23 protein-coding genes and 1 riboswitch are annotated in these 25,408 nt (G+C 68.4%); of the genes, 11 read left to right on the top strand and 12 right to left on the bottom strand.

The features are described from left to right. Positions 1–12: 12 nt before the first annotated feature. The 5 genes from thrC to OIE13_RS33435 form a co-directional block, all read right to left on the bottom strand. Positions 13–1,305, bottom strand: coding sequence for a threonine synthase (thrC, locus tag OIE13_RS33455; RefSeq protein ID WP_326645525.1), 1,293 nt, complete (start codon positions 1,303–1,305; stop codon positions 13–15). Positions 1,306–1,319: 14 nt separating this feature from the next. After that, positions 1,320–1,461: riboswitch (SAM riboswitch) on the bottom strand. A gap of 269 nt (positions 1,462–1,730) precedes the next feature. Beyond that, complete coding sequence (locus OIE13_RS33450) at positions 1,731–3,242, bottom strand: S1 family peptidase (protein WP_326829200.1); 1,512 nt, start codon at positions 3,240–3,242, stop codon at positions 1,731–1,733. Between the two features lie 257 nt (positions 3,243–3,499). Next, complete coding sequence (locus OIE13_RS33445) at positions 3,500–5,026, bottom strand: S1 family peptidase (protein WP_326829199.1); 1,527 nt, start codon at positions 5,024–5,026, stop codon at positions 3,500–3,502. 243 nt (positions 5,027–5,269) lie between these two features. Then, positions 5,270–5,827 carry an RNA polymerase sigma factor gene (locus OIE13_RS33440; protein WP_326645530.1) on the bottom strand — a complete coding sequence of 186 codons (558 nt, stop codon included), beginning with the start codon at positions 5,825–5,827 and terminating at the stop codon, positions 5,270–5,272. A 169-nt stretch (positions 5,828–5,996) separates the two neighbouring features. Beyond that, positions 5,997–7,493, bottom strand: a complete 1,497-nt coding sequence (locus OIE13_RS33435; RefSeq protein WP_326645532.1) for a S1 family peptidase — start codon at positions 7,491–7,493, stop codon at positions 5,997–5,999. A 457-nt stretch (positions 7,494–7,950) separates the two neighbouring features. Between OIE13_RS33435 and OIE13_RS33430 the strand changes: the two genes are divergently transcribed. Continuing rightward, a complete protein-coding gene (locus OIE13_RS33430) occupies positions 7,951–9,375 on the top strand; it encodes an alpha,alpha-trehalose-phosphate synthase (UDP-forming) (protein WP_326645533.1) in 1,425 nt (474 codons plus the stop codon). A gap of 169 nt (positions 9,376–9,544) precedes the next feature. Here the strand turns inward: OIE13_RS33430 and otsB are convergent, their stop codons facing one another. Then, positions 9,545–10,363, bottom strand: coding sequence for a trehalose-phosphatase (gene otsB / locus OIE13_RS33425; RefSeq protein ID WP_442811676.1), 819 nt, complete (start codon positions 10,361–10,363; stop codon positions 9,545–9,547). Between the two features lie 101 nt (positions 10,364–10,464). After that, positions 10,465–10,779 (bottom strand): DUF3263 domain-containing protein, encoded by a 315-nt coding sequence (locus OIE13_RS33420; RefSeq protein WP_326645535.1) that lies wholly within the window; start codon positions 10,777–10,779, stop codon positions 10,465–10,467. A 117-nt stretch (positions 10,780–10,896) separates the two neighbouring features. Between OIE13_RS33420 and OIE13_RS33415 the strand changes: the two genes are divergently transcribed. Both OIE13_RS33415 and OIE13_RS33410 read left to right on the top strand, forming a co-directional pair. Further along, on the top strand, positions 10,897–11,697 hold the full coding sequence (locus OIE13_RS33415) for an SAM hydrolase/SAM-dependent halogenase family protein (RefSeq protein WP_326645537.1): 801 nt from the start codon (positions 10,897–10,899) through the stop codon (positions 11,695–11,697). Between the two features lie 361 nt (positions 11,698–12,058). Further along, complete coding sequence (locus OIE13_RS33410) at positions 12,059–12,598, top strand: hypothetical protein (RefSeq protein WP_326645538.1); 540 nt, start codon at positions 12,059–12,061, stop codon at positions 12,596–12,598. Between the two features lie 109 nt (positions 12,599–12,707). Here the strand turns inward: OIE13_RS33410 and OIE13_RS33405 are convergent, their stop codons facing one another. The 5 genes from OIE13_RS33405 to OIE13_RS33385 form a co-directional block, all read right to left on the bottom strand. After that, complete coding sequence (locus tag OIE13_RS33405; protein WP_326645540.1) at positions 12,708–13,097, bottom strand: ABC transporter ATP-binding protein; 390 nt, start codon at positions 13,095–13,097, stop codon at positions 12,708–12,710. Next, positions 13,064–13,660: an ABC transporter ATP-binding protein gene (locus OIE13_RS33400; RefSeq protein WP_326645542.1), complete on the bottom strand. Its 597-nt coding sequence runs from the start codon at positions 13,658–13,660 to the stop codon at positions 13,064–13,066. The genes OIE13_RS33405 and OIE13_RS33400 overlap by 34 nt, the downstream gene beginning before the upstream one ends. A gap of 8 nt (positions 13,661–13,668) precedes the next feature. Then, entirely contained in the window at positions 13,669–14,601 is a 933-nt protein-coding gene (locus tag OIE13_RS33395) for an ABC transporter permease (protein WP_326645544.1), read from the bottom strand. Next, on the bottom strand, positions 14,594–15,532 hold the full coding sequence (locus tag OIE13_RS33390) for an ABC transporter permease (RefSeq protein WP_326645546.1): 939 nt from the start codon (positions 15,530–15,532) through the stop codon (positions 14,594–14,596). Before OIE13_RS33390 ends, OIE13_RS33395 begins: the two co-directional genes overlap by 8 nt. Before the next feature lie 137 nt (positions 15,533–15,669). Then, positions 15,670–17,301, bottom strand: a complete 1,632-nt coding sequence (locus OIE13_RS33385; RefSeq protein ID WP_326645548.1) for a peptide ABC transporter substrate-binding protein — start codon at positions 17,299–17,301, stop codon at positions 15,670–15,672. Positions 17,302–17,803: 502 nt separating this feature from the next. Between OIE13_RS33385 and OIE13_RS33380 the strand changes: the two genes are divergently transcribed. The 8 genes from OIE13_RS33380 (at position 17,804) to OIE13_RS33345 (ending at position 25,322) form a co-directional block, all read left to right on the top strand. Further along, the gene (locus OIE13_RS33380; protein ID WP_326645549.1) at positions 17,804–18,733 is read left to right on the top strand and encodes an ABC transporter permease; all 930 of its coding nucleotides are present in this window, start codon (positions 17,804–17,806) and stop codon (positions 18,731–18,733) included. After that, on the top strand, positions 18,726–19,580 hold the full coding sequence (locus tag OIE13_RS33375; RefSeq protein ID WP_326645551.1) for an ABC transporter ATP-binding protein: 855 nt from the start codon (positions 18,726–18,728) through the stop codon (positions 19,578–19,580). Before OIE13_RS33380 ends, OIE13_RS33375 begins: the two co-directional genes overlap by 8 nt. 53 nt (positions 19,581–19,633) lie before the next feature. Continuing rightward, the gene (locus tag OIE13_RS33370; protein WP_326645553.1) at positions 19,634–20,155 is read left to right on the top strand and encodes a YbhB/YbcL family Raf kinase inhibitor-like protein; all 522 of its coding nucleotides are present in this window, start codon (positions 19,634–19,636) and stop codon (positions 20,153–20,155) included. Between the two features lie 67 nt (positions 20,156–20,222). After that, a complete protein-coding gene (locus OIE13_RS33365) occupies positions 20,223–20,426 on the top strand; it encodes a hypothetical protein (RefSeq protein WP_326645554.1) in 204 nt (67 codons plus the stop codon). Between the two features lie 87 nt (positions 20,427–20,513). After that, entirely contained in the window at positions 20,514–20,738 is a 225-nt protein-coding gene (locus OIE13_RS33360) for a DUF1707 SHOCT-like domain-containing protein (protein ID WP_326645556.1), read from the top strand. A 99-nt stretch (positions 20,739–20,837) separates the two neighbouring features. Then, positions 20,838–21,845 (top strand): phosphate acyltransferase PlsX, encoded by a 1,008-nt coding sequence (gene plsX / locus OIE13_RS33355; RefSeq protein WP_326646917.1) that lies wholly within the window; start codon positions 20,838–20,840, stop codon positions 21,843–21,845. A gap of 214 nt (positions 21,846–22,059) precedes the next feature. Further along, the gene (gene argS, locus OIE13_RS33350) at positions 22,060–23,802 is read left to right on the top strand and encodes an arginine--tRNA ligase (RefSeq protein WP_326645558.1); all 1,743 of its coding nucleotides are present in this window, start codon (positions 22,060–22,062) and stop codon (positions 23,800–23,802) included. A gap of 143 nt (positions 23,803–23,945) precedes the next feature. Further along, positions 23,946–25,322, top strand: coding sequence for a hypothetical protein (locus OIE13_RS33345; RefSeq protein WP_326645559.1), 1,377 nt, complete (start codon positions 23,946–23,948; stop codon positions 25,320–25,322). The last annotated feature ends 86 nt before the right edge of the window (positions 25,323–25,408 follow it).

Raw genomic sequence — 25,408 nt, 5'->3', positions numbered from 1 at the left:
CTTTCACGATTTCTAGGCGATTGCCGCACGAAATGCGTCAAGAGAGGGGCGAATCACAGCGGTGGGGCGCGCCTCGGCGGCCACCGCGTCGAGGGTCTTGAGACCGTCTCCGGTGTTGAGAACCACGGTCTCCGCTTCCGGGTCGAGCCTTCCCTCCGCGACCAGCTTGCGGAGCACCCCGACGGTGACGCCTCCGGCGGTCTCGGCGAAGATGCCCTCGGTCCTGGCCAGCAGCCGGATCGCGTCGACGATCTCGGGGTCGGTGACGTCCTCGACCGCGCCGCCGGTGCGGCGGGCGATGTCCAGCACGTACGGGCCGTCGGCAGGGTTGCCGATCGCCAGCGACTTGGCGATCGTGTCCGGCTTCACCGGGCGGATCACGTCGTGGCCCGCCTTGTAGGCGGCGGAGACCGGGGAGCACCCCTCGGCCTGGGCCGCGAAGATCTTGTACGGCCTGTCCTCGACGAGGCCGAGCTCGATCAGCTCCTTGAAACCCTTATCGATCTTCGTGAGCTGTGAGCCCGATGCGACCGGCACGACGATCTGGTCGGGAACGCGCCAGCCGAGCTGCTCGGCGATCTCGTACGCCAAGGTCTTGGAGCCCTCCGCGTAGTACGGCCGGAGGTTGACGTTGACGAAGCCCCACTTCTCGCCCAGCTCATCGCCGATGAGCTCCGAGCAGAAGCGGTTCACATCATCGTAGGTGCCCTCGATACCGATGAGCCTGCCCCCGTACACGGAGGCCATGACGACCTTGGCGTGCTCCAGGTCGGCGGGGATGAACACGCAGGCGTCCAGCCCGGCCCGCGCGGCGGCGGCGGCGGCGGCGCCGGCCAGGTTGCCGGTGGAGGAGCAGGAGAGCGTGTGGAAGCCGAAGTTGCGGGCCGCCTCGACGGCGATGGCCACCACACGGTCCTTGAAAGAGTGCGTGGGGTTGCCGGAGTCGTCCTTCACGTGCAGCGAGCGCATGCCCAGCTCGCGAGCGAGGTTGCCCGCGTTGACGAGCCTGGTCCAGCCGGGCTCCATGTTGGGCTTGGAGGCCACGTCGGCGGGGACGGGCAGCAGCGAGCGGTAACGCCAGATGTTGGCCGGCCCCTCGGCGATCTGCTCCCGGGTCACCCGCCCGAAGTCGTAGGCGATCTCAAGGGGTCCGAAACACTCGGCACAGGCGAAGCTCGGGCCGAGGTCGTAGCGGGCACCGCACTCGCGACAGGACAGTGCCACGGCGGGACCGAAGCGCTGGTTTTGCGCGTCTTCGGCATGACCGGGCGAGACGGTGGGATTCTCAGTGCTTGCGAGCGCCATGAAGCGAGGCCTTTCCCTCATCTTCGTCTGCGGACCACCCTGGTCACAGACCGGAATTGGCACCTGTCCCGGTTGACCTCGTTCAGATCACGAGTCTTGACCGGGATGGTTGCCGGGGCTTCGCAGGGCCGATCCCTCCACCCCTCTGGATGAGCAAATATTCAGTTGGAAACCTGACATGCAGGCCTTAAGCACTCTACCCCGACGTGGCGCGACCCCGACCACTTGTCTCACTGTACGAGACATGGCGTGTTACCTGCCGGACATACCGCCCTGGACCACAGGACGCGTCCCCTCGTTGCCGGAAGACACCGCTCACGGCGGACGTCCCGTGGAACCTCCCGCGCCCTGCCCGGACCGCGAAAGGACCAGGAAAGGACCGCGAAAGGAGCGCGCGCGGACCGTGAAGGACCGCGAGAGGCGGGTCAGGGGGACTTCGCTTTCAGCGTGTAGGGGCCGGAGCCGCTCGCGGAGACCAGGCGGTAGCGGTAGAAGCCGGGCAGGCCGATGTAGCTGATCTGCTCGTCGGGACCCGCGCCCTCGGAGGTGGCGACGGTGACCCAGACCGACCGTTGCCACCTTTGGAGGTAGAGGTCGAAGTCGACGCCTTCACCACCGTCCAGGCAGGCGGAGTGCGTGCCGGTGACGGCGGCCCGGTAGTAGCGGCTCGGCTGCGAGACGGACTGACCGTCGTTCAGCGTGCCGGTGTAGGTCTTCGGATAGCCGGCGCAGGTCTTCGGATCAGGCGCGACGACACCTGGTGGGTGGGCCATGTCGTTGGTCAGCAGGGTCAGGTCGTAGGCGGCGAGGATCTCGTTGACCGGCTGGAAGTAGGTGATACCGCTGGTGGTGCAGTTGCCGGAGCCACCGGAGGTGACCCCCTGGGCCTGGTCCACCGAGATGAACGAGCCACCCGAGTCGCCCGGCTCGGCGCAGACACTGGTACGGGTCAGCCCGTGGATGGTGCCCTGGGGGTAGGTGACGCTGGCATTGAGTTGCCGGATGAGGCCGCAGTGCCAGTCGGTGGTGGAGCCGGACCGGCAGACCGAGGCACCCTCCAGAGCCGCCCTGGAACCGGTGACGGGCACGGCGCCGCCACTGCCGTTGCTCACCACCGGCTTGGGCGTCCAACCGGCGTTCACCTCGACCCAGGCGTAGTCACGGCCGGGAAAGGCCGACGCCTTGAAGACACCCTGGGGTATCCGGTTGAAACCGGTGGTGGCATCACCCGCCTTACCGCAGTGGCCGGCACTGACGAAACCCGCCTGGGTCCCACGCATCACCGAGAAACCGACGGAGCAGCGATTCGAACTGCCGATGTAGTAGGCGTCACCGCCCTGCACGTCACTGAGGAGCCGAGGCCGCTCGGTGGACGGCACCACCTTCACCACACTCGAGTCTGCCCCCACGGCCTCCACGCGGTCCTCGGTTGCCAGTGGGCTCTTCGAGAGGATGACGATCCTGTTGTTCCTGGTGTCGACGTAGCGCACGTCTCCCCCCTCACCACGTCCCGGCAGGTCCACGTTAAGGTCGCTGATGAGCCCGGCGAGTTCCGTCAGTGACCGTTTGACGAGTTCGGCTCTGGCACCCGCCGCGACGATCGTAGGGATGTCGGCCTCGTCGGTGGTGGCCACCACGAGGGTCTGCGCGATGGTTCCCATCAGCCACGAGCCGCCGAAACGATTGCCGAGCGCCTCGCGGAGGTCTGCCTCGATCCTCGACACACGGGTCTCGTTGGCCAGACGTTCCTGCACCTGTTCCCTGGTCAGTTCCAGGTCGCGCTGGAGCGCCTCCAGCATGCCCGACGGCGGCTTCCAGGCGGGCACGGTGACCGGAACACCCTTTGCCCGCGGTCCGGCGGCAGCCGGCACGCCCGTCAGGGTGAGCCCGGTGACCGCCAGGACGCAGCCCATGGCGACGACATGTCTGCGGGACATCGATCCCTCCTCGACCTCGGCTTTCACAGCAGGAGGGGGAGAGCACCCCGCAGCACAGACCGATCATGCGATACGGGCAACGCCACCCTAATCCAGCCGTTGCCCCCAACCCCCAAAACGCCACACGCCACGCGGCAGACGATTTGAACCGGGCCGCTCGGCGGCATGTCGGCCTGGACCGCGAAGGACCGCGAGAGGACCGCGAGAGGAGCGCGAAAGGAGCGCGCGAGGACCGCGAAAGGGCCGCGCGAGGCGGGTCAGGGGGACTTCGTTTTCAGTGTGTAGGGGCCGGAGCCGCTCGCGGAGACCAGGCGGTAGCGGTAGAAGCCGGGCAGGCCGATGTAGCTGATCTGCTCGTCGGGACCCGCGCCCTCGGAGGTGGCGACGGTGACCCAGACCGACCGTTGCCACCTTTGGAGGTAGAGGTCGAAGTCGACGCCTTCACCACCGTCCAGGCAGGCGGAGTGCGTGCCGGTGACGGCGGCCCGGTAGTAGCGGCTCGGCTGCGAGACGGACTGACCGTCGTTCAGCGTGCCGGTGTAGGTCTTCGGATAGCCGGCGCAGTCCTGCTTGCCCGATGGGATGGTGCCCGGGGAAACGTCACCCGATGAGGGGGCGGTGCTGGCGGTCAGCAGGGTCAGGCCGTAGGCGGCAAGGATCTCGTTGACCGGCTGGAAGTAGGTGACACCGCTGGTGGTGCAGTCGCCGGAGCCACCGGAGGTGACCCCCTGGGCCTGGTCCACCGAGATGAACGAGCCACCCGAGTCGCCCGGCTCGGCGCAGACACTGGTACGGCCCAGCCCGTGGATGGTGCCCTGGGGATAGGTGACGCTGGCATTGAGTTGCCGGATGATCCCGCAGTGCCAGTCGGTGGTGGAGCCGGACCGGCAGACCGAGGCACCCTCCAGAGCCGCCCTGGAACCGGCGACGGGCACGGCGCCGCCACTGCCGTTGCTCACCACCGGCTTGGGCGTCCAACCGGCGTTCACCTCGACCCAGGCGTAGTCACGGCCGGGAAAGGCCGACGCCTTGAAGACACCCTGGGGTATCCGGTTGAAACCGGTGGTGGCATCACCCGCCTTACCGCAGTGGCCGGCACTGACGAAACCCACCTGGGCTTCGTGGGTCACCGAGAAACCGACGGAGCAGCGACTCGCGACACCGACGTAGTAGGCGTCACCGCCCTGCACGTCACTGAGAAGCCGGGGCCGCTCGGTGGACGGCACCACCTTCACCACACTCGTGTCGACACCGGCGGACTCGATGAGGTCCTCCGCGGCCAGCGGCTCCGAGGACAGGACGACGACCCTGTTGTTCCTGGCGTCGACGTAGCGGACACTCCCCTCGTTCTTGGGGCCGGGGACTGTCTGGTCGAGACTGTCTATGTGTTTGTCGAGTTCCGCCAGCGACCGTTTGACGACCTCGGCCCTGGCACCCGCCGCGATGATATGAGGGATGTCGGCCTCGTCGGTGGTGGCCACCACGAGGGTCTGCGCGATGGTTCCCATCAGCCACGAGCCGCCGAAACGGTTGCCGAGTCTGGTACGGAGCTCCGCCGCCACTCCTGTCAGACGGGCCTCGTTGAGCAGGCGTGCCTGGGCCTGTTCCCTGGTCAGTTCCAGGTCGCGCTGGAGCGCCTCCAGCATGCCCGACGGCGGCTTCCAGGCGGGCACGGTGACCGGAACACCCTTTGCCCGCGGTCCGGCGGCAGCCGGCACGCCCGTCAGGGTGAGCCCGGTGACCGCCAGGACGCAGCCCATGGCGACGACATGTCTGCGGGACATCGATCCCTCCTCGACCTCGGCTTTCACAGCAGGAGGGGGAGAGCACCCCGCAGCACAGACCGATCATGCGATACGGGCAACGCCACCCTAATCCAGCCGTTGCCCCCAACCCCCAAAACGCCACACGCCACGCGGCAGACGATTTCGATCGGGTCTCGCCTCGCCGGCGCGCCGCCATTCTCGTGAGGGGCGAAACCCCGGACCGGCTCGGCCGCTCCGAAGTTCCCTACGGATCCGTCGAGGTCAGAAGCCGTAGGCATCGCCCAGAGCGCCCTGGACGTACTTGCGCGCCTGGTGAATGCGGGACTTGGCGGTGCCCAGCGGGATGCGAAGTTGCTCGGCCACCTCGCTGTAGTCGAGCTGGCAGATGTCGCGCAGCACCAGTGCCTGGGCAAGGTCGGGCTTCTCCGCCTCCAGGGCCTCCATCACGTCGAGCAGGTCCAGCCGGGACCCGGCGATCACGCTCACCCTGGCGACGTCAGGCTTCTGTAGCGGCAACTCGTCCGAGCTCTGCTCCGCGGCGCGGCGCTTCAGCGAACGGTAGGTGGTCCTGGCGCAGTTGGCGGTCACGATGTGCAGCCAGGTGCTGAACTTGGCGCGCCCCTCGAAGCGACCGATGTTGCGGGCCACCGCCAGCAGGGTGTCCTGGCAGGCCTCTTCCGCGTCCTGCCGGAAGGGAAGGATGCGGCCGCAGTGCCGGAGCACCGCGGGCTCGATACGTTTCAGCAGCTCACCGAGCGCGCGGTGGTCACCTTGGGCTGCTGCCTGGGCCAGCTCCTCGGTCGTCTCGTCCAACGCCATCACGAGCCCCTATCAGCGGTCACGGTCGCTGGACATCCTACGGTCGGAGATCCCTATTTCCGACCTCCGGCCTCGCCACAAAAGGCATGAACCCGAAATATGCTGATTTTTGGCCTATCCGCGCTCCCCTGAGCGGTCTGCTGGGAGCGCGGACGATGGGGACCGGTCGTCAAGGTGTCGTGAACCCCAGCGTGTAGGGGCTGGAGCCGCTCACGGAGACCACGCGGTAGCGGTAGAAGCCGGGTGTGCCGATGTAGCTGATCTGCTCGTCGGGTCCCGGGCTGTCGGAGGCGGCGACGGTGCCCCAACTGGTCCCCCTCCACTTCTCGAGGTAGAGGTCGAGGTCGACGCCGTCGTCCGCGTCCAGGCAGCCATGGTGCTGGCCGGCGACGGTCGTCCGGTAGTAGCTGCTGCCCGGCCGGTAGACGACCTTACCGTTTTCCAGATTACCGACGTAGATCTTCGGATAGCCGGTGCAGGTGCCCGTGCTCGGCGAGGTGATCGCGTTGGTCACCAGGGCCAGGTCGTAGGCGGCGAGGATCTCGTTGACCGGCTGGAAGTAGGTGACCCCACCCGAGGTGCAGTCGCCGGAGCCACCGGAGGCGACCCCCTGGGCCTGGTCCACCGAGATGAACGAACCACCCGAGTCGCCCGGCTCGGCGCAGGCGTTCGTGCGGGTCAGCCCGGAGACCACGCCCTGGGGGTAGGTGATGCTGGTGTCGCGCTGCAGGATGATCCCGCACTGCCAGTCGGTGGTGGAGCCGGACCGGCAGACCGAGGCACCCTCGACGGCCACCTTGGAGCCGACGACGGGAACGGCGCCGCCGGCACCGTTGTTGACCGCCGGCCTGGCCGTCCAGTTGCGGTTCACCGCGACCCAGGCGTAGTCATCGCCGGGAAAGTTCGACGCCTTGAAGACACCCTGGGGTATCCGGTTGAAACCGGTGGTGGCATCACCCGCCTTGCCGCAGTGGCCGGCACTGACGAAACCCGCCTGGGTTTCGTGGGTCACCGAGAAACCGACGGAGCAGCGATTCGAACTGCCGATGTAGTAGGCGTCACCGCCCTGCACGTCATGGAGGGGCTGGGGTTGCTCGGTGGACGGCGCCACGCTCACCGCACCCGCGTCCACGCCGATGTTCTTGATGAGGTCCTCGGTCACCGGGGGTTGTGCGGACAGGATGACCACTCTGTTGTTCTCCGCATCGATGTAGCGCACGCCCGCCACGCGCGGCTTGGCGGGCAGTACCTCGTCCACCTTCTCCTTGATCAGGAGAAGCTCCGCCATCGACCGGCCGACGACATCGGCCCGGGCACCCGCCGTGAGGATACGGGGGATGTCGGCCTCGTCGGTGGTGGCCACCACGAGGGTCTGCGAAATGGCTCCCGTCAGCCACGAGCCACCAAAACGGTCACCAAGCCTCCTACGGAGCTGCGCCTCGATCGGAATCATGCGGGCCTCGTTGAGCAGGCGTGCCTGGGCCTGTTCCCTGGTCAGTCCCAGGTCGCGCTGGAGCGCCTCCAGCATGCCCGACGGCGGCTTCCAGGCTGGCGCGGTGACCGGAACACCCTTTGCCCGCGGTCCGGCGGCAGCCGGCACGCCCGTCAGGGTGAGCCCGGTGACCGCCAGGACGCAGCCCATGGCGACGAAATGTCTGCGGGACATCGATCCCTCCTCGACCTCGGCTTTCACAGCAGGAGGGGGAGAGCACCCCGCAGCACAGACCGATCATGCGATACGGGCAACGCCACCCTAATCCAGCCGTTGCCCCCAAACCCCAAAACGCGACACGCCACGCGGACACCCCCCGGAACGCCCAGACCGGGTTCCCCGTCAGCCCGTTCAGCGCCACCGGAACTCTCCGGAGACGGAGGTCACGGTCGCCGATCTTCCGCTCCGTCGCTGGAAAGTCATGAAACCGGGACGCACCAACCGAGCTGCTGACAAGAGCTGACACACTTAAAGGAACGCCATTCTTCCTTGGCCCGAAGAGCAGGGCGTCCCGGCCGGACGCCGGTTAATCTTCTGGACAAGCGTGTCCCTAGCCGGTCAACGACCCCCTCCTGAAGGAGGGGACTTGAGGCGCGGTAACGCGCTTTGAGCCCCGCGTGAAGGGATCTGAATGAACGCGATCCTGGTGGCCTCCAACCGCGGCCCCGTCTCCTTCACTCTCTCCGAGGACGGCTCGCTGTCCATGCGCAGGGGAGGCGGCGGCCTGGTGTCCGGCCTGTCGGAGGTCGCGAAGGACCTTGGTGTCCTCTGGGTCTGCGCGGCACTGTCCGACGGCGATCGCGGAGCCGTGCGGCTGGCGCCCGGCGGCCGTCTCGATCAGGCGGGCTACGACACCGGGGCACTGCGCATGCTCGACATTCCCCCCGCGACCTTCCACCGCGCGTACAACGCGATCGCCAACTCCACGCTCTGGTTCATCCACCATCTGCTGTACGACACCCCCAACAGACCGCACTTCGACGCCAGGTTCCGCAGGGAGTGGGAGTCGTACCAGGCATACAACGAGGCGTTCGCGATGGCACTGGCCGAGGAGGCCCCGCACGGGGCTCGGGTGATGGTGCAGGACTACCACCTGAGCCTGGTCCCGGCCATGCTCAGGGGGGAGCGGCCCGACCTGCGGGTGGCCCACTTCTCGCACACGCCGTGGGCCCCGCCCGAATACTTCAGCCTGCTCCCCGACGACGTCGCGGCCGAGGTCCTGGAGGGCATTCTGGGCGCCGACCACGCGGGTTTCCTGACCGCCCGCTGGGGTGGGGCGTTCATGGACTGCTGCGAGACGGTGCTCGGCACCCGGGTCGAACGCGCCAGCCGCACGGTCACGCACGAGGGCAGGACCACCCGGGTCGGCACGCACAGCCTGGGCGTGGACGGCAAGGCACTCTGGGCGCGGGCGTCCGAGCCCGACGTGGAGTCGCACCTGGCCGCGCTCCGCGCCCAGGTGGGCGATCGCAGACTGATCGTGCGGATCGACAGGACGGAGCTGTCGAAGAACATCGTCAGAGGCCTGGTCGCCTACCGGGAGTTCCTCTCGGCCCACCCGGAGTGGCACGGCCGGGTCACCCACCTCGCCTTCGCCTACCCGTCCCGGCACGACCTGCCCGAATACCGCGAGTACACCGCGGCGGTGCAACGCTGTGCCAAGGAGATCGAGGACGAGTACGCCACCGAGGACTGGGATCCGCTGATCCTCAACGTCGACGACGACTACCCACGCTCGCTCGCCGCCTACCGGCTGGCCGACGTGCTGCTGGTCAACCCGATCCGCGACGGCATGAACCTGGTGGCCAAGGAGGGGCCGATCCTGTCGCCGGGCAGCGCGCTGGTGCTGTCGCGAGAGGCGGGCGCCGCCGCCGAACTGGGCGAGCACGCGGTGACGGTCAACCCCTACGACGTCTCAGCCACGGCCGCCGCGCTGCACGAGGGTCTGACGATGCCCGAGGCCGAGCGGACCAGGAGGGGCGCCCTGCTGGCCGCGGCGGCGACCAGGCTCCCGCCGCACCGGTGGTTCGCCGAGCAGCTGGACGCCCTCGGGTGAGGACAGGAAGTTTTAGCCCCTCATGAGATGGTTTTCGCGGCTATTTCACTTTCTTACGGACGGGGAGTCTGAATTGACCGCGATCGCCCCCGTCAGACTGAAAGAATCGCCCGCTCGGCGAGGCACCTCGCGCTGATCCGGGCCTCGGTCCCGGGGCGCGATCATCCGCTCACCGGGACGACTCTCCCTCGATGGCGTCGGCGATCGAACTGAGGAGCCCCAGGACCCCCGGGGGCCCGTCCACCACGATGTCGGCCTCCACCTCGATCTCGGGCGACCCGCTGAACACCGTCACCCCCGGCAGCCCGGAGGCTCGCACCGCCGCGAACGCCGCGAGATCTCCCAGGTCGTCCCCGGCGAACAGCACGGATCTGGCGGACCGCTCGCGCAGGAAGGCGCTCAGCGCCATCCCCTTGTCCATCCCGGGCGGGCGTAACTCCAGCACGAACTTGCCCGGCTCCACCACCAGCCCGGCCTCGGCGGCCAGCGTGGCCACCGGCTCGCGCAATGCCTCAAGCATCGCCCACGGGTCGGCGGCCTGCCGGGTGTGCACGGCCATCGCCCGCTCCTTGTCCTCCACCCTGACCCCGCCCCGCCCCGCGACCAGCGGGGGGAGTCCTGCCCTGACCAGGTCGAGGCCCGGGTGGATGGGGGGCGCGGCCAGCGTGCCCGCCTCCCAGCGTTCGAGGCCGTAGTGTCCGAGCACCACCAGGCCTGGCACCCCGGCCAGTGAGCCGTACTCGACGGCCGTGGCGGCCGGGCGGCCGGTCACGATCACCACGGCGCCGACCAGGCCGCCGAGTCTGGTCAGTACCTCGGGTCCGCCGGGGTGGATCCTGGCCTGCGCGGGGTCGGAGACGATCGGGGACAGCGTGCCGTCGAAGTCGAGCCCGATCACCGCTCCCCCGGGGTCGGCGACGATCGCCTTCAGCCCGTCGGGCGGGTTCGCCGTCATGCCCAGCCCCGCCATCGTGCCTGGCCCCGCCATCGTGCCTGGCCTCTCCGCGTCTCCGTCATACCCGCCCGGCCCCTCTCCGTCTCCGCCGTCTCGCCCTCGCGATCGGCTGCCCGACCGGTCGTACCCCAACATCAGGGGCGTAAGCCCATCTTCCGGGTGGCGCGATCGCTCCGGCGCGTCTCACGGAGCCGGCGCAGGCGCTTGACCAGCATCGGATCGTGGGCAAGTGCCGCCGGTAGATCGATGAGCTCGCTGAGCAACTGGTAGTAACGCGTCGCGGAGATGTCGAAGGCCTCGCGGACCGCCTGTTCCTTGGCGCCCGCGTGGCGCCACCACCGGCGCTCGAAGGCGAGCAACTCCCGCTCCCTGTCGGTGAGAGCAGGCGACGCGGGCTCTCGGGCAGCCCCGCCGCCGGCACTGTCACCGGAGATCGGCTCGGTGTCCATGGCTTCCTCCTCGGTCGGGGCACATGGCGATGACACCGCGCACACGCGGCCCGAAGTCAGAATAGTCCGGAATTTCGCGCTGTTCATGACGGATGCGGAGCCGTACAGTCACCAAGTGTGACCTCTGTCATCAGCCTTCTCACCGACTACGGACTGGAAGACGGCTATATCGCCGCCTGTCACGGCGTGATCGTCAGGATCTCTCCGGAGTCGCGGATCATTGACGTTTGCCATCTGGTGCCCCTGGGAGACGTGCGGCGCGGTGCGGCGATCCTGGCCCAGACGATCACCTACCTGCCTCCCGGCGTGCACATCGCCGCGGTGGATCCCAGCGGCTCGCGCAGGGCCGTGGCGGTCGAGGCCGGCGACCACGTGTTCCTGGGCCCGGACAACGGACTGCTGTCGTGGGCGATCCACGCCAGCGGAGGCGCGCGGGCCGCCTACGAACTGTCCAACGAGGAGTTCTTCCTGCCTCCTCTCTCGCCGACCTTCCACGGGCGCGACCTCTTCGCACCCGTCGCGGCGCATCTGGCGATCGGGCGGCATCCGGCCGAACTGGGGCCGGAGATCCCGATAAACCGATTGATCTCGCTGCCCGCGCCCACCTCGACGATCCGGGACGACTATGCCGAGGGGGAGGTGCTGTCGGTCAACCGGCACGGCAACGTCCAACTGTCGATCGGCGCCGCCGACCTGATGACGATGGGTGTCTCACCGGGAGACACACTGGTGGTCTGGCTGGGCGGGTGGCGGCTCGCGGTGCCGTTCAGGGAGTCCTTCACCGCGGTCCCTCCCGGGGAGGTCGTGGCCTTCATCGACTCGGTCGGACTGGTCACGCTGGCGATCAACTCCAGCGACGCCTCCCAACGACTGGGCCTGCCGCCGGGAGCCCGCGTGCGCCTCTCACCCGCGCCATGACATGTGGGTCGGCGGCCGGCCCGCGGATTTCCGCCGGGCCCGCTCCCCGCAGGAGGGATGTCACCTAGCAAGCGCTTGTGTCATATCGGCCCAGGCCATCGCCCAGGTCTGCGAGCCGACCTGACAGTTGAGAGGCATGGCGGGAGTGCGGCAGGTGGAAGGCGCCCGGATCGGGCCGGCGATCAACCAAGGCCTGTTCGGCCGCGGCTCTTCGATCATTGCCACAAGCTGACCATTCTTGACCCTCCCCAAAGCATGTCGCTGGATAGTCTCACTCCCGTTACTTTGAGTAGCCGCGCGCAGACGGTCCGTTCCAGAGGCCCCAGACACTGCCGCGATTTCCTTCCAGGGGGAACCACACATGATTCGTCGTCTTCTCATCACTTCCGCGTGCGTCGGCATCGCCGTCCTCGCACCGGCCGTGGCCGCTTCCGCGTCCACGTCCTCCACCACCTCCACCACCAAGGCCGTGGCCAAGGCCAAGGCCGTCAAGTCCGCCAAGGCCGACTGCTGCGGCGTCGGCGTCGTCAGCGCGCCGCTCGCCGTCGCCTGCCCGACCGTGGTCGCGGCTCCCACCGTGGTCGCGGCTCCCGTGTACGGGGGCGGCATCTACGGCGGCGGCGTCTACGGGGCCGGCTGCGGCGGCGTCTACGGCGGCGGGATCTACGGCGGCGGCGTCTACGGTGGCGGTGTCTACGGCGGGGGCGTCTACGGCGGGGGCGTCTACGGCGGCGGCGTCTACGGCGGCGGCATCGGCGGCGGCATCCTCGGCGGCGGCATCGGCCGGGGCAACAACATCGTCGGCGGCGGCAACGTGATCAGCAGCGGTAGCGGAGTCGGCCACGGCGTCGGCATCGGCGGCCTCGTCGGCATCGGCGGCGTCGGCGTCGACATCCTCTAGTAGGGCTGACTCCAGTAGGGCTGACAACCCGCGGTAAGACAGAAAGGGCGCGACCTCCACATCTCCATGTGGGGGTCGCGCCCTCCGCTTTCCCTGCCCGCCTTCCGGATCACCGCCTCCAGACCTCCGGTGGCCTGTGCTCCGCGCCTCCCCGCGCGTATGTCACGTCGTGGATCTCGGCGAAGTGGCAGGCGCTCGCGTGCCCGGTACCCGGCCGGATCCGCAGCGGCGGCTCCTCGACGGCGCAGATCTCCGCCGCCTTCCAGCACCGCGTACGGAACCGGCAGCCCGACGGCGGGTTGGCCGGGGACGGCGGGTCACCCTGGAGGACGATCCGCTCTCGCCGCTCCCGTCCCTCCGGGTCGGGCACCGGAACGGCCGACAGCAGCGCCTGGGTGTAGGGGTGGACGGGCCGGTCGTAGATCTCGGTGTCCTTGCCGAGCTCGACCATCCTGCCCAGGTACATCACTCCGACCCGGTCGGAGATGTGCCGGACCACCGACAGGTCGTGATCGCGATCATGATGCGCTGGCGCATCCCCCCGGAGAACTGGTGCGGGTAGTCGTGCACCCGCTGCCTGGCCCCGGGGATGCGGACCCGGTCCATCAGCTCGATCGCCCTCTTCTCGGCGTCGCGCCTGGAGACGCCCCGGTGCACCCGGAACATCTCGCCGATCTGGAAACCGACGGTGAACACCGGGTTCAGCGCGGAGAGCGCGTCCTGGAAGATCATCGCGATCCGCCGGCCACGGATCTGGGAGCGGGCCCGCTCGGGCAGCCCGAGCAGGTCAGTGCCCCGGAAGCGGATCGCGCCCCTGGAAACACGGGCCGGCGGCGTGTCGAGGATGCCCATGACGGCCTGCGCGGTCACCGACTTGCCCGAGCCCGACTCGCCGAGCACGGCGAGCGTCTCCCCGGGATTCAGCGAGTAGCTGACCCCGTTGACCGCCCTGACCACACCCTGCCTGGTCACGAACTCCACGTGCAGGTCGTCGACGGCGAGCAGCGGCTCACCGCCGGGAGCCTCCCCGGACGGCACCACCGGCGTCGAGGTCTTCTTCACAGGTCCCCCTACCGCAGCTTCGGGTCGAGGGCGTCGCGGACGGCGTCGCCCAGCATGATGAAGGCCAGCACCGTCAGGCTCAGGAACAGCGCCGGGAACAGCAGCGGCCACGGGGCCTCCAGGAAACGCTCCCTGGCGTCGGAGATCATGAGCCCCCACGAGATGTCGGGTGAGCGCAGGCCCACCCCGAGGAACGACAGGCCTGCCTCGGCGGCGATGAAAGTGCCCAGGTTGATCGTGGCGACCACGATCACCGAGGCGACCGCGTTCGGCAGGATGTGCCGGAACATGATCCTCGGTTCGGAGGCGCCGAGCGCCCGCGCCGCGAGCACGTAGTCCTGCCCCTTGGCGGTGATCACCGCCGCCCGCATGATCCGGTACGTCATCGGCCAGGCCAGCACCGCCAGCGCGAGCATGACCGTCCACACGTTGCCGGTACGGAAGATCGCCAGGATGAGCAGGGCGCCGAGGATCGACGGGATCGCGAAGAAGATCTCCGTGATCCGGGAGAGCAGCGTGTCCAGCGCACCGCCCCTGAACCCGGCGAGGAGGCCGAGCAGACCGCCCACCAGCGCGGTGACGACCGTGGTGCTCAGGCCGACCACCATCGAGTTGCGGGCACCGTAGACGGCTCGGGAGTAGACGTCGCAGCCGAGGTTGTCGGTGCCGAACCAGTGAACGGCGCTCATGCCCTGCCTGGCCTGGGCCAGATCGCAGGTCGCGGCGTCGAACGGGTTCACCGAGGTGAACAGCGAGGGGAAGACGGCCATGGCGACCAGGACGCCGATGAGGATCGCCGAACCGATGAAGAGCGGCCGGCGTCGCAGGTCGTACCAGGCATCGGTCCACAGGCTCGCGCCCTTGGGCGGCCTGGACGCTCTCGCGCCCCGTTCCGCTCCACCGTCCCTGGGCCTGTCCGCCGGGGCAAGGGTGTCACTCATAGCGGATCCTCGGGTCGAGCACGGCGTAGAGCAGGTCGACGACCAGGTTGGCCAGGATGTAGATCAGCACCAGCACCGTCACGATGCCGACGACCACCGGCTGCTCGCGCAGGTAGACCGAGCTGAACAGCTGCTGGCCGATTCCCGGCAGGTTGAAGATCGTCTCAGTGATCACCGCACCGCCCATCAACGCGCCGAGGTCGGCGCCGAGGTAGGTGATCAGCGGGATCAGCGCGTTGCGCAGCGCGTGCCGGCCGACGACCCGGCTTCTGGGCAGGCCCTTGGCCACCGCGGTGCGAATGTAGTCGGCGCGCAGGATCTCCACCAGGCTGTTCCTGGTGAGCCGGGTGAGATAGGCGATCGACGTCCCGGCGAGCACGAAGCCGGGCAGCAGGTAGCCGCGCCAGCCCTCGGACACGCCCGCGACGGGGAAGAGATCGATCCCGGCCTGCTTGAGCTTCACGCCCAGCAGCAACTGGAGCACGAAGCCGGTGACCAGGACGGGCACCGAGATCAGCACCAGCGTGGCAGCGAGGATCAGCGAGTCACCGGCCCTGCCGTGGCGCAGCGCCGCGTACAGGCCGAGGCCCACGCCGATGACCGCCTCCATCACCAGGGCGGTCACCGCCAGGTTGATGGTCACCTGGAACTTTCCCGCCATGATGTCGCCGACCCCGACACCGGCGAAGGTGGTGCCGAAGTCGCCGCCCAGCAGGCCGACGATGTAGTACCAGTACTGCACCAGGAACGGATCGTTCAGGTGGTACTGCTCGCGCAGGACGTCGACGATGTTGGGGTCCATCCGCTTCTCGCCCGCCGACGCCGCGATGGGGTCACCGGGCAGCGCGAAGACGATGGCGTAGATGAGCAGGGTGGCGCCCAGCAGGACTGGTATCGCCTGGATCAGGCGTCTGAGAATGTAACGGTTCATAAGCTCTGGCGAGAGGACTGCCGGGTTCACCCGGCAGGGGAATCGCTTCCTTTGCGGTGAGATCGTTCCCGGGTCGCCGGTGGGGCCGGGCTCCCGCCCGACCCTCAGCCGGTCGTCAGCCGGTCGTCAGCCGGTCGTCAGCCGGCCTTCTCGACCTCGGTCCACTTGATCTGGTTGAGCAGGTCGATCTTGACGCCCTTGACGTTCTGGGAGAACGCGGCGTTGGTCCGGTAGAAGTACACCGGGATGTAGGGCATTTCCCTGATCAGGATGTCGTCGGCCTGCTGGTAGAACTTCAGGCCCTCCTCCCGCGTCGCGGCGGAGTCGCCCTTGGCGAGGAGCTCGTCGAACTCCTTGTTCGACCAGCCGGCGTAGTTGGAACCGGTCTTGATCTCGACGGTGGAGAAGAGCGGGGTCAGGTAGTTCTCCGCCGAGGGGTAGTCGATCGCCCAGCCCATGCGGAACATGCCACCGTAGGTCTTCTGGTCGAGCTCGTCGAGAATCGCGGCGAACTTCTCGAACGGCTTGACCGTCACCTCGACGTCCAGGTTGGCGCGGAGGCTGTTGGCGACGGCCTCGATCCACTCCTTGTGCGGACCGTCGGAGTTGTAACCCAGCTCCAGGGTCTTGGGGCCGTTGCCCGCGGTGTACTGCTCCTGGGCCTTGGCCGGGTCGTAGACGCAGACCGCGCAGGCGCCGGGGCGGTATCCGTCGAGCAGCGGGTTGATGAAGTCGTCCGCCGGGGCACGCGTGCCGGAGAAGACCTTGTCGGCGATGGTCTCGCGGTCGATGGCCATGGAGATGGCCTCGCGGACCTTCACGTTCGCGTACGTCTTGTTGTACTGCATGGGGAAGCCGATGTAGGCGACACCGGCGTCCGCCTCGTCCAGGTAGCGCTCGCCGAACTCCGACTTGGCCCTGGCGATCGCGGACGGGGGCAGCGAGTCGTGGATGTCGAGGTTGCCCGCGGCCAGGTCGTTGAACGCGGTCTCCGAGCTCGTGTAGAGCTTGAACCGGAGCTTGGTGAACTTCGGCTTCGTCCCGGGGAACTTGTCGTATCGGGTGAGGTCGATCGACTGGTCGGTGCCCTTGTTGAACGGCTTGTCGAACTGGAAGTAGCCCTGGCCGATCGGCTTCTTGGCGTACGCCTCGGTGATCTTTCCGTCGCCGCCGAAGGCCACCGTGGGCAGCGGGTAGAACGCCGTGTAGCCCAGCATCGTCTTGAACTGCGAGAACGGCTTGGCGAGGGTGACGGTGAAGGTGCTCTCGTCGACGACCTTCAGGCCCTTCATCTCCTTCGTGGAGACGGTCCGGCCCTCACCCGGGTTCAGGTCGGCCCAGCCGTCGATCCGGCTGAAGAAGCCGTTGGCGCCCTGCGCGTTGTCCTGGTCGGCGGCGTAGTTCCACGCGTCGACGTAGTTCTGCGCGATCAGCTTCTCACCGTTGTGCCAGGTGTAGCCGGGCTTGAGCTTGATCGTCCATACCCTGTTGTCCTTCGACTCGATCGACTCGGCGACCTCGTCCACGACCTGCTTGTTCTCGTCGTAGCCGACCAGCGGCGCGAAGACCGCGGCCATGACCTCAGCGCCCTCGGACTCGACGGTGTCACCGGGGTAGAAGAGCTTCTGCGGCTCGCCGAGTTCCATCCGCACCGGCAGGTCGGCCGAGGCCGTCCCGCTGCCCGAGGACGTCGAACCGCCGCACGCGGCCGGCGCGAGGGCGAGTAGCGCGGTGCCGGCGGCGAGCCGCGCACCCTTGGTAACGCGCATTGAGGTGGATCCTCCTTCTTCAGGCCCGCGTCGACACTGAGATCCGTAACCCGAGCAGCACGAAGGAGGATCTTGTGGTTCCCGCCTCCCGCCACTCCGGTCCGGGTGCTGACGCCACACCGATCGGTCGCGGCTGCTCCTTACCGCTCCACATCGATTCACATCGGTGATGTTGCAGTTCGGTCACGCATGAACCGGTTCGGCGTTATACGTCTACCAACTCGACGAGGCCAAGATCCCGAATGCTCCTAAAGGTGACATGTAGGGATATGTGGGACATGAACGGTCACGTCAAACTACCCCCACGCCGGGAGTGCTCGCATCCATTGCCTTTTCACGCCCCTGAGCTGGGCCCACTCTGGCCGGGGCGCGAAAGAGCAGGTCGCTCACCGGCAAAACACACAATTGCCCTGGAACCTCTTTCCCGGAGATCCCGTCCAATGTGTGCGGCGGGACACCGCCGCAGGCGCTTCATCCACCCACATCCAATAGAGTCCTTGCCATGAGCCAGCCGGAATCCGCGATCGCGGACGCCCAGGCGGGCGGCCCGAGTAACGGCACCCCAGAGCCGCTGGCCAAGCTCGCCGCGCGTTACGGACTTCGGCGTGCCATCGCACGCCCGAGTCTGCCCGTCTACCTACGCCAGCTGTGGGAACGACGGCATTTCGTCATGACGTACGCGACCTCGCGCAACGTCTCGAAGTACAGCAACTCAGCCCTGGGCCAGCTCTGGCAGGTCCTCACCCCACTGCTGAACGCCGCGATCTACTTCCTGATGTTCGGCGTGATCCTGGGCGCGAGCAAGGACATCGAGAACTACCCGGCCTTCCTCATCACCGGGATGTTCGTCTTCACCTACACGCAGCGCTCGGTGAGCGGCGGCGCCAAAGCGATCTCCGGCAACCTGTCACTGATCCGGGCCCTGCACTTCCCGCGCGCCGCGCTCCCGCTGGCCTACACGATCCAGGAGTTCCAGCAGCTCCTGATCTCCATGGGCGTGCTGCTCGGCCTGGTGCTGCTCACCCAGGAGCCCGTCACCCTCCTGTGGCTGCTGATCCCGGTCGCCCTGGCGCTGCAGACCATGTTCAACATCGGCGCCAGCCTGGTGCTGGCCCGGTTCGGCTCCACCGCCCGCGACCTGAACCAGCTGCTGCCCTTCATCATGCGCACCTGGCTCTACGCCTCCGGCGTCTTCTTCTCCATCGAGGACAGGGTGGTGGGCCCCGACGGCGCCGGTCTCCCCCAGTGGGTCGCCGACATCATGTACTTCAACCCGGCCGCCGCGTACATCGAGCTCATGCGGGACCTGCTCATGCAGACCCACCCGGCCCGGCCCTACATCTGGGCGGTCTGCGTATTCTGGGCAGTGTTCGCTCTGCTCGGCGGCTTCTGGTACTTCTGGCGAGCCGAGGAGAAGTACGGCCGTGGCTGAGTTGACCGAGGAGCTGTCCGGAGTGAAGGCCGAGGAGCCCGCCGTGCCCGGCACGGACGTCAGGGTGCATCCCAACCCCGAACCCGTCAAGGACGCCCGGGAGGGCACCCCCACGGTCATCGTGGACGACCTGCACATCATCTACCGGGTCTACGGCGCGGCCAGCGACGTGGAGAAGGGCAACGCCGTCAACGCCCTGATGCGCCTCGTCAAGCGCCAGGGACGGCCGCAGATGAAAGAGGTCCACGCCGTGCGCGGCGTGTCCTTCGTGGCCCGTCACGGCGACGCCATCGGCATCGTCGGCCGCAACGGCTCCGGCAAGTCCACCATGCTGCGCGCCATCGCCGGGCTCCTGCCCCCGCATTCCGGCGCCGTCTACACCAACGGCCAGCCCTCCCTGCTCGGTGTCAACGCCGCGCTGATGCGCGAGCTCACCGGCGAGCGCAACATCGTGCTCGGCTGCTACGCGATGGGCATGAACCCCGCGCAGGTCAAGGAGAAGTACGACGACATCGTCGACTTCTCCGGCATCGGGGAGTTCGTGCAGTTCCCCATGTCCACCTACTCCTCGGGCATGGGCGCCAGGCTCCGCTTCGCCATCGCCTCGGCCAGGTCCCACGACGTGCTGCTCATCGACGAGGCACTGGCCACCGGCGACCGCGAGTTCCGGCGCAAGAGTCAGGACCGGATCAAGAAGATGCGCGACGAGGCCGGCACCGTCTTCCTGGTCGCCCACAACCTCGACGTGATCGAGGAGACCTGCAACCGGGTCATCTGGCTGCACAAGGGCAAAATCAAGATGGACGGCGACCCGCAGACGGTCCTCGCCGCATACAACAAGGGCTGATCGCCGGGCAAGATGAGGAGCGACCGACAAGACGCTCCCATCGGAGGTGAATCGTGTCCACCCGGCCACCGATTCCGTACGACTTCCTGCCCCAGGTTCCCACTCTGACCGTCGAAAGCGACGACGTGCGCGACGGCGAGCGCCTGGCCAAGGCCCAGGTGTTCAACGACTGGGGATTCAACGGCCAGAACGTCTCGCCTCACCTGCGCTGGTCCGGCGCGCCTGAGGGCACCCTCGGCTACGCCGTGACGTGCTTCGACCCCGATGCGCCCACCGGCAGCGGGTTCTGGCACTGGCTGCTGTTCGACATCCCCGCGGACGTGACCGAGCTGCCCGCCGGCGCGGGGGCCGGTGACGGCGGCGTGGGCGTGCACGGCCGAAACGACTACGGCATCAACGCCTACGGCGGCGCCGCACCGCCCCCCGGGTACCCGCACCGCTACATCTTCGCGGTGCACGCCCTCGACGTGGAGAAACTCGGCCTCGACGCCGGCACCTCGGCTGCCGTGCTGGGTTTCAACATCACCGTCCACACCTTGGCCCGCGGATACATCATCCCCGAGTACGAGAACTAGCCAAGGAGGCGTGACACAGGAGGCAATGGACTGACAGCGTGTTCGGTGTTCCGGTATGATTCGAACGTTGTTTCGATCCAAGGAAGCCGTCATGGAGTGGGGGCGCGCGATGCGAGAGCTGTCCACCGCGATCGACCACCTGTCCGTCGAGGACCCATCAGAGATTCCGCGTCTCCAGCTCACCGAGCAGCTCATCGAGCTGCACTGGCAGATGGCCAGACTCCAAGCTGAGATCGCCCGCCGCACCTCCGTGCGACGCCCGGGCCGCTGAGACGGCGGGGAGACCAGCCGGTTTCCCCGCCGCCACAGGCAATGGACGAGTCTCGCGATATATCTTGAGTAGTCGTACACTCGCGTCATGACGTCTCATGACCCCGTCCTGCGCGCCTCCGACGCCGACCGCGACCACGTGGCCGCGGTGCTGGGTGAGGCGCTCGCCACCGGCCGCCTGACCAGCGTCGAGCACGCCGACCGTCGGGGCGGCGAGGGCTCTCCCGTCATCCGGGTCGTCGGCCGGGCCACCTTCGGAAAGATCATCGTTTCCCGGGAGAGCACCGACTGGAATCTCCCCGGAACTCCCTGAACACCCCAACGGAACATGCCGGTCCCAGGCCCGCCTACGATGCGGACAAACCATCCCGCACGAGGTGACCGCTTGCCTGAGACCGACGCTCCCGGCGCCATGCCTATCGCCCTTGACGCGATGGGCGGCGACCACGCCCCCGACGAGATCGTGGCGGGAGCCGTACGGGCGGTGCGAGAGCACGGGATCTCCATCGTGCTCGTCGGCGCCCCCCGCCCCCTGTATGAGGCGCTCTCCCGGCATGACGCGACCACCGAGATCCCGATCGTCAGGGCCGAGGAGGCTCTGGCCATGGACGAGGGTGCCCTCGCCAGCCTGCGCCGCCCGCGCTCCAGCATCGCCGTCGCCTGCCACCTCGTCCGGCGGGGTGACGCCTGCGCCGTGGTCTCCGCCGGTTCCACCGCCGGGATCGTGGCCACCGGAAAACTCCGGCTCCGCGGCCAGCCCGGCGTGCTCAGGCCCGCCATCGCCGTCGCCCTGCCGACCAGACCCACCCCGACCGTCCTGCTGGACGCCGGGGCGAACGCCGAGGTCAAAGCCGAGATGCTGGTGCAGTTCGCACACCTCGGCGCCGCCTACGCCGAGACGGCCATGGGCATCGAGAATCCCCGGATCGGCCTGCTGACCATCGGCAGCGAGCCGGAGAAGGGCAACAAGCTCGTCAAACGTGCCCACGAACTACTGTCGGCCGCCCCCGGCCTCGACTTCTCGGGCAACGTCGAGGGCCACGACCTGCTCACCCGTACCGTGGATGTCATCGTCACCGACGGATTCACCGGCAACGTGGCACTCAAGACCATGGAGGGCAGCGTCCGCTACGCCTTCGCCGAACTCCGTGAGACGATCAAGGAGAGCCGGACGGCCAGGGTGGGCGGCCTGCTGCAGAAGAGGCGCATCAGGGAGCTCTACCGGCGGCTCGACCCCGAGGTCCACGGCGGGGCCGTGCTGCTCGGGCTGAACGGCACCGTGGTCATCGCGCACGGCGCCTCACACGCCAAAGGGGTGAGCGCCGCCTGCGTGCTCGCGGCCAAGCTGGCCCATGAGGGCGTGGTGCACCGTATCGGCGAGCGCCTCGCCACCATCCCCCGCCCACACCGCCTCTGGTGACGTGTCGCGAAACCGGCGAGCGCCTCACCACCCCCGCCCACACCACCTCCGGCGACATGCCGCGAACGTGCCGCCGGTGGAGTCGCGACCGGGCTCGGCGGCGCCGCGGGGGCCGTGCTGACCGGCGTCTTCGCGGTTATGCGATCCCGCCGTACGGGATCGGCCAGGGTGATGTCCAATCGGTTCAGGATTGGTCAACCGCTACCCTTGGAACATGACCGACCCGCAATTCGCACTCACCGAGCGCGTCCAGCAGGCGCTGGCCGACGCCTTTGGTGCCGAATACTCCGACGCAGACCCGCTGATCCGCCCCTCGCAGTTCGCCGACTACCAGGCGAACGTGGCGATGAGTCTGAGCAAGCGACTGCGACGGGCCCCGCGGGAGGTCGCCCAGGAGATCGCCGAGCACCTCACCGGGCGGGCCGACGCCCCGTTCCCCGGCACCGTCGAGGTCAGCGGCCCCGGTTTCCTCAACCTGACCCTCTCCGACGCCTGGATCTCGGCACAGGTCTCGGAGATCCTCGCCGACCCGCGCGCCGGAGCCGGTGTGTCCGCCTCCCCGCAGACCATCGTGATCGACTACTCCGCGCCCAACGCGGCCAAGGAGATGCACGTCGGCCATCTGCGCACGACGATCGTGGGTGACGCGCTCGCCCGGGTCCACGAACACCTGGGCAACAGGGTCATCCGCCAGAACCACCTGGGCGACTGGGGCACGCCGTTCGGCATGCTCATCGAGCACCTGCTGGATATCGGCGAAGAGGCCGCCGTCGCCCAGCTGGAGGCCGGCGAGGGCAACGCCTACTACCAGGCGGCCCGGGTGAAGTTCGACACCGACCCCGAGTTCAACGCCCGCGCCCGCGCCCGGGTCGTCACCCTGCAGGCCGAGGAGCCCGAGACGATGCGCCTGTGGCACATCTTCATGGACGCCACGCTCCGCTACTTCAACAAGGTCTACGTCACGCTCGGCGTGACGCTGACCAACGATGACATCGCCGGTGAGAGCATGTACAACCATGTCCTCGCCCAGGTCTGCGACGAGCTGCAGGAGCGCGGCATCGCCGTTCTCAGCGACGGCGCGCTCTGCGTCTTCCCTCCGGGCTACACCGGCCGCGAGGGACAGCCGCTCCCCTTCATGATCCGTAAGAGCGACGGCGGATACGGCTACGCCACCACAGACATGGCCACGATCCGCTACCGGGTCGACGACCTCAAGGCCGACCGGATCATCTACGTGATCGGCGCGACCCAGTCGCTGCACATGTCGATGCTGTTCGACTCGGCCAGGCTGGCGGGCTGGCTGCCCGACCACGTCAGGGCCGAACACGTCCAGATCGGCAGCGTGCTGGGCTCCGACGGCAAGATGTTCAAGACCAGGAGCGGGAAGTCGGTCAAGCTCCTGGAACTGCTCGACGAGGCCGAGACCAGGGCCGCCGGGGTGATCCAGGACCGCGAGTACGACGAGGCGGAGCGCAGGGAGATCGCACACGCCGTCGGCATGGGCGCGGTCAAGTACGCCGACCTGTCGGTCAGCCACGACAGCGAGTACGTCTTCGACTTCGACCGGATGCTCGCCCTGACCGGCAACACCGGCCCCTACCTGCAGTACGCCCAGGCCCGCATCCGCTCCATCTTCCGCAGGGGCGGGGTGACCCCGGCCGAGACAGGCGGCCCCATCGTGCTGGGTCACCCGGCCGAGCGCGCACTGGCGCTCCAGCTCCTCGGGTTCGGCTCGGTGGTCGAGGAGACGGCGGAGAACTCGACACCGCACAAGCTGGCCTCCTACCTCTTCGACACCGCGAGCGCCTTCACCACGTTCTTCGAGAACTGCCCGGTGCTGAAGGACGACGTCGACGCCGCCACCCGCGCCTCGCGGCTCGCCCTGTGCGCGCTCACCCTGAAGATCATGGAGACCGGCCTGGGCCTTCTCGGCGTCCCCGTGCCCGAGCGCATGTAACCTGTCCACCAGATGATCGTCTTTATTGGGAAAATCAAGGCGATCGTCTGGCAAAGTCATGTTCGGCGCGCCTCCCCGTGGGGATGTCCGAAGCGCAATACGCTGGCGCGGTCATCGGTCACAACTTCGGGGAGTTCTCTGCCTTGAGCACGGACCTGACCGCGAATCCGCAGGCCGGGACAGAGTTGCACCGCTGTGCCGATGCGCTCCTCACCGACCTGGCCATCGGCACCGTCCCCGCCGGGATGCCGGCCGGTTTCGCGGACACGTCCGACCACTGGCTGGCTCCGGCCATCGAGGCCCTCGTGCTGCTCATGCGCGGTGAAGAGGCACTCGAACCCCTGGCCCGCGCCGCCCAGCGCGACGAGCGACGGACCGCGCTCTTCCTCTGCCTCGCCCTGGCCGTCGCCGGCCAGGGCGACCGCATCCACGCCTCCTGGCTCGGCAGCGCCTTTGGGGACCTGTCCCTGGACCGCCCGGTGAGCCACGGCCAGCGGGCTCTCTGGCTCGCCGCCGCCCGCGGTGCGTACGGCCCGGCAGGAAAGATCTTTGTTCTCCGCAGGCTCGACGCGGTGGCCGCGTCCCCGGCATCCGAGCCCAACCTGTGGTTGCGTGCTCTGATCCCCGACGAGCCGTCGACCGTCGTGTCGCCGGCTCTGGCCGGTTTCGCGGAGCTCGCCGAGATCCCGGAACTCGCCGTCCCCGTACAGGCCGCCGCCAGGCTGGCCCACCTGCGCGACCGCTGCGCCGAGATCACCTCGGTCCGCGAGAGCACGCCCGGCGCGAGCGGCGAGGCTGGGACCGACCTGGGTGACCTCTCGTTCCTCGACGCCGCGCGGGCGGACCGTTCCGGCGAGACGACGGTCGTGTGGAGCGAGGACGAGCCCCTGACCGTGCTCCGCCAGCTGATGGGCTCCGGCACCCCGGAGCGACCGGTGAGACCGCTCACCGACCACCTTCTCAGCGATCTGCGCCCGGGCTCCCATCCCCACCTGGCCGCGATCGCGCTGCATGTCGCCGCCCCCATCGTGCGGGCCGCGGCCGAGAACCTCGCCGAGGCCACCAGGGCCGAGGCCCCTGAGTCGGTCACCATGCCGATCCTCGGCCACCGCGTGACACTCCGCCCCGAGGGCCCGGATCCCGAATCGCTCGGCGCCGCCGAGGAGCGCATCATCGCCGAGGGAACGCCGGTCCGCGGCCGCCCCTGGGCCGCCTACCTGCTGCTCGCCCTCGCACCGGTGATCCTGGGGGTCGCGCTCGTCCTTCCCGTTCTCCCGCTCGCGCTGCTCGCCCTGCTACCGGCCGCGGGGGGAGGCTACCTGCTGTGGCGCAGGCGCAGGCGTGAGCGGGCGGACGCCGAATACGTCGTCACGCAGCTCTCCGAGCTCAGAGAGCTCGCCCAGGGCGCGGTGTGGGCCCTGCATGACCACGCTCGCGAGTCGGAAGGCCGGATCAAGACAGCGGCCTCCGACCTGGCCGAACTCACCCGTCTGCTCCGCCGGGGTCCCCGGGCGGGCTGACCGGGTCCGTTCCCCAGGCGTTTTCACCGAACCCAGGGCCGACTGAACGCTCCTGGCATGCGCACCGCGCCTCCTCAAGCCTGTGA

It is taken from the genome of Streptosporangium sp. NBC_01810, assembly GCF_035917355.1.
Taxonomy (GTDB): Bacteria; Actinomycetota; Actinomycetes; order Streptosporangiales; family Streptosporangiaceae; genus Streptosporangium.
The sequence above is the reverse complement of the archived record's forward strand: the minus strand, read 5'-3'. Positions and strand labels throughout refer to the sequence as shown.

What these genes read in the sequence shown, in the direction of transcription:
- OIE13_RS33440 (WP_326645530.1), bottom strand. Translation starts at nt 5,827, where the DNA reads ATGGCGTTGGACGAGACGACCGAGGAGCTGGCCCAGGCAGCAGCCCAA.
- OIE13_RS33420 (WP_326645535.1), bottom strand. Translation starts at nt 10,779, where the DNA reads ATGGACACCGAGCCGATCTCCGGTGACAGTGCCGGCGGCGGGGCTGCC.
- OIE13_RS33435 (WP_326645532.1), bottom strand. Translation starts at nt 7,493, where the DNA reads ATGTCCCGCAGACATTTCGTCGCCATGGGCTGCGTCCTGGCGGTCACC.
- argS (WP_326645558.1), top strand. Translation starts at nt 22,060, where the DNA reads ATGACCGACCCGCAATTCGCACTCACCGAGCGCGTCCAGCAGGCGCTG.
- OIE13_RS33410 (WP_326645538.1), top strand. Translation starts at nt 12,059, where the DNA reads ATGATTCGTCGTCTTCTCATCACTTCCGCGTGCGTCGGCATCGCCGTC.
- OIE13_RS33430 (WP_326645533.1), top strand. Translation starts at nt 7,951, where the DNA reads ATGAACGCGATCCTGGTGGCCTCCAACCGCGGCCCCGTCTCCTTCACT.
- OIE13_RS33385 (WP_326645548.1), bottom strand. Translation starts at nt 17,301, where the DNA reads ATGCGCGTTACCAAGGGTGCGCGGCTCGCCGCCGGCACCGCGCTACTC.
- OIE13_RS33390 (WP_326645546.1), bottom strand. Translation starts at nt 15,532, where the DNA reads ATGAACCGTTACATTCTCAGACGCCTGATCCAGGCGATACCAGTCCTG.
- OIE13_RS33380 (WP_326645549.1), top strand. Translation starts at nt 17,804, where the DNA reads ATGAGCCAGCCGGAATCCGCGATCGCGGACGCCCAGGCGGGCGGCCCG.
- OIE13_RS33360 (WP_326645556.1), top strand. Translation starts at nt 20,514, where the DNA reads ATGACGTCTCATGACCCCGTCCTGCGCGCCTCCGACGCCGACCGCGAC.
- plsX (WP_326646917.1), top strand. Translation starts at nt 20,838, where the DNA reads ATGCCTATCGCCCTTGACGCGATGGGCGGCGACCACGCCCCCGACGAG.
- OIE13_RS33445 (WP_326829199.1), bottom strand. Translation starts at nt 5,026, where the DNA reads ATGTCCCGCAGACATGTCGTCGCCATGGGCTGCGTCCTGGCGGTCACC.
- otsB (WP_442811676.1), bottom strand. Translation starts at nt 10,363, where the DNA reads ATGGCGGGGCCAGGCACGATGGCGGGGCTGGGCATGACGGCGAACCCG.
- OIE13_RS33450 (WP_326829200.1), bottom strand. Translation starts at nt 3,242, where the DNA reads ATGTCCCGCAGACATGTCGTCGCCATGGGCTGCGTCCTGGCGGTCACC.
- OIE13_RS33395 (WP_326645544.1), bottom strand. Translation starts at nt 14,601, where the DNA reads ATGAGTGACACCCTTGCCCCGGCGGACAGGCCCAGGGACGGTGGAGCG.
- thrC (WP_326645525.1), bottom strand. Translation starts at nt 1,305, where the DNA reads ATGGCGCTCGCAAGCACTGAGAATCCCACCGTCTCGCCCGGTCATGCC.